Below are 2,715 nucleotides of genomic sequence, written 5' to 3'. Positions count from 1 at the left end.
GCATCAGGTTGGCCCCGGCACGCTCCTGGGGCGACAGCATGAGCGGGTTGCGATCCCCATAAGGGGAACGATSGGGCGCGGCCCGGTATCGCACCAGYACCAGGTCGCCCTTGAGGCGGTCATTCGATTCCTGCAGGTCSRYCTGGTCCTGGGGATTGGMCGCGAGGTAGAAAGGGCKMTGTTCCAAACGCCGCAGCAGCCACGCACGCCACTGGAAAAAGCGCGCGTAGTGCTGGCTGAKCTGCTCGTTRTASGGCCCGCCTTCGCAACGGCTCCACCGCATGTACTGGTTCCAGACCTGCACCAGGCTGGGGTCGATCTCGACATCCATTCTTGCATCGCCATCGAGATATGGATACGTGGTAAGCGGCACGCCAGCCAGCAGGGCCGCCTTGTACATATGCAGCAGCGGGATCTGCGACATCAGCGCGGGCAGGCCATCCCGGGCCTTGCCCTGGTCGCCCGCCCCATAGCCGCCGCCCACGTCCGAGTGCATGCCGGGGTACAGCACCTCCTCGACGTTTTGGCCGCCGRCGATCCGCGTGACCGGGAAATTCATGCGCTGCTCGTGGGCGGCGATATAGTGAACCGTCTTCTTCACCAGCGCGGGCAGCGGCTTSAGTATCTCCGCGGCCCAGCCGGAGTGGCCGCTGGCCAGCCAGCGAGCCTGGCSCGCAGCTTCTTCGACAGTTCCTGCGTSAGCGGCRCGARCCAGTCCTTGCGCTTGCGCGGCGGGTCCTCCGGGTCGGGCCGCTGCTGGTGGTCGAYGCGSCGCTCGTAGTCCTTGATCTTCGCGGCGATCTCGTCATCGGTCATCAWGGACTGACCGCTAAAAGCCGCTCGGTGCACGGCGTTGTAGATCTGCAGCAGGCCCCACAGGATGCGGGCCTGCCCGCCGGCGGCGAAGGCCCGCCCGTAGGTGCTTTCGCCCATTTCACCAATTTGCGGGAAGGGCGTGCCCACACCTGGCATGTAGAACGGGTAGTAATACTCGCTCTCCCCCGGTGTATTGTGTTTCTCATCGGGATACGCGTTATACAGGCGCACAATATTGCTATGGAAGCGYTTGGCGGGTTCCGGTTTTTCGTAGTCCCTCTCCATRTTGTTGTTGGTRCCATCGAAGAACAGCCCCACGTTGACCAGGATCTGGCAAACCGGCTGACGCACGAACGTGCAGGCGGGCTTGGTCCCCAACACACGGAAAACCTCGCGCGGCGTCAGGCTGCAGCATTCGGCCGGATCTGGTGGGAGCGTGCGGTCGGGGGCAGCGATATAGCGCTTCATTGTTGGAACTCCTTCGACTTGTTCGGATCGACCGGATAGGGAATGGGGTGATTGGGACTATGTGCGTCGTAGCGCGCCGACACGACCACGCGGACCACGTCGTTCGGGAAGATGTGGGCATAGATGGTGCCGGCCTCGGTATAGGGCTCAATCTCGACCACCTTGGTCTTGATGACGTCCTTCCTGCCCTCCGGCATGTTCCAGCTCACCTTGACCTGCAGGCCGGGGCGATAGACTCGTGGCACACCTACGCAACACGTTCCGGCATTGGCTGAGCCATAGGCGCGCATGTTGTGGCCGGGCGTTCCGTCGATGCTGAACTCGTAGACGAAGCGATTCGTATGATTGACGCCGCCCACGGAGGCATAAACGAACTTGTCGGAGCGGTCAGTCGAGATGCCGCTGCCGCCGGCGCAGCCGGCCAGGAACAGGGACAGGAGAACGGCCTTGCCGAGGGCAATGCGCCGCGGTGCGGCGATATCGCGTTTCATCGTTGGAGCGCCTTCACTTCGTCAGGGTTAACCGGATAGGGAATGGGGTGATTGAGGCATTGTGCGTCGTAGCGCGCCGACACGACCACGCAGACCACGTCGTTCGGGAAGATATGGGCATAGATGGTGCCGGCCTCGGTGTAGGGCTCGACGTCGACCACCTTGCTCCCATAGAGGATCTTGGCCCCGTCCCGTGCCTTCCACTTGACGGTGACCTACAGGCCGGGTCGGTAGACCCGCGGCATCCCCACGCAACACGTTCCCGAGGTGTTGCCGTAGGCATCCACGTTTCCGCCCCATTGCGCGTCGATTGAGAAAAATGGCCAGTAGTTCGGCTGGGGTCGAAGGCGTGGGCAGTCCGCTCTTCGCTGGTGCACTCATGGAAGACGCTAATACATGTAAAGCATCTTTAAGTCATGAGGTTCCCAAGATTGCCTTTGCGTCGCATGCCAAGGCAGCCGCCATTGTTCAGGTGTATTCCTTCAGAGCTAATGGAAAGAGAGAATCATTACCCGAGGCACGCTGGAATGTATTTAGGAATTGTCTGAATTATTCGAAAATTTAACAATTTTTCACTTTGCTAAATCGTACGAATTCGAAAGGCAGTACGTCTCCCTTGCGGGACACGCGGACCAGCGGTGCGCAGGCATTGAGCTTGAACAATTCGCCCATCATATGGACCGATGAACCCACGCCCGCCGAGCTGAACGTAATCGTATCCGGGCACTGGCGCGCGTCGGCGGCAAGTTGCCAGCAGGCAGCTTCGGGTTCACCACCACGTGTGGTATCCCGGGCAGACCGCGGCGGCCTTCAGGGCGGTGGCCGGATGTAGTTGAACTTCTTGTAGGTGTTGCGGGTGGCGTGCAGGCCGACGGAGCGAGCGGCAGGGTGTAGCCGTCGGCCAGTATGTCCACCATCGCCTTGCCGCCAATGAGGCCCC

At 61.4% G+C, this 2,715-nt stretch carries 5 protein-coding genes; all 5 read right to left on the bottom strand.

Annotation, left to right across the window (positions count from 1 at the left end; genetic code table 11):
- The coding region (locus tag AC1DKD_RS40910) for a phospholipase effector Tle1 domain-containing protein (protein ID WP_477144711.1) at nt 1-601 on the bottom strand (601 nt) is incomplete at its 3' end.
- The gene (locus AC1DKD_RS40905; protein ID WP_477144710.1) at nt 598-1,284 is read right to left on the bottom strand and encodes a hypothetical protein; all 687 of its coding nucleotides are present in this window, start codon (nt 1,282-1,284) and stop codon (nt 598-600) included. The genes AC1DKD_RS40910 and AC1DKD_RS40905, both read right to left, overlap by 4 nt.
- The gene (locus AC1DKD_RS40900) at nt 1,281-1,775 is read right to left on the bottom strand and encodes a DUF3304 domain-containing protein (RefSeq protein ID WP_441633874.1); all 495 of its coding nucleotides are present in this window, start codon (nt 1,773-1,775) and stop codon (nt 1,281-1,283) included. The genes AC1DKD_RS40905 and AC1DKD_RS40900 overlap by 4 nt, the downstream gene beginning before the upstream one ends.
- Nucleotides 1,772-1,936, bottom strand: a complete 165-nt coding sequence (locus tag AC1DKD_RS40895; protein ID WP_441633876.1) for a hypothetical protein — start codon at nt 1,934-1,936, stop codon at nt 1,772-1,774. Before AC1DKD_RS40895 ends, AC1DKD_RS40900 begins: the two co-directional genes overlap by 4 nt.
- A 54-nt stretch (nt 1,937-1,990) precedes the next feature.
- Entirely contained in the window at nt 1,991-2,152 is a 162-nt protein-coding gene (locus AC1DKD_RS40890) for a DUF3304 domain-containing protein (RefSeq protein ID WP_441633878.1), read from the bottom strand.
- Between the last annotated feature and the right edge of the window lie 563 nt (nt 2,153-2,715).

This window comes from Cupriavidus sp. 05T313 (assembly GCF_056396665.1).
Note: the sequence above shows the minus strand (reverse complement) of the source record. Positions and strands in the feature narration are given on the sequence as shown.

Coding starts and splice junctions, on each gene's coding strand:
- AC1DKD_RS40900 (WP_441633874.1), bottom strand. CDS start 1,775: ATGAAACGCGATATCGCCGCACCGCGGCGCATTGCCCTCGGCAAGGCC.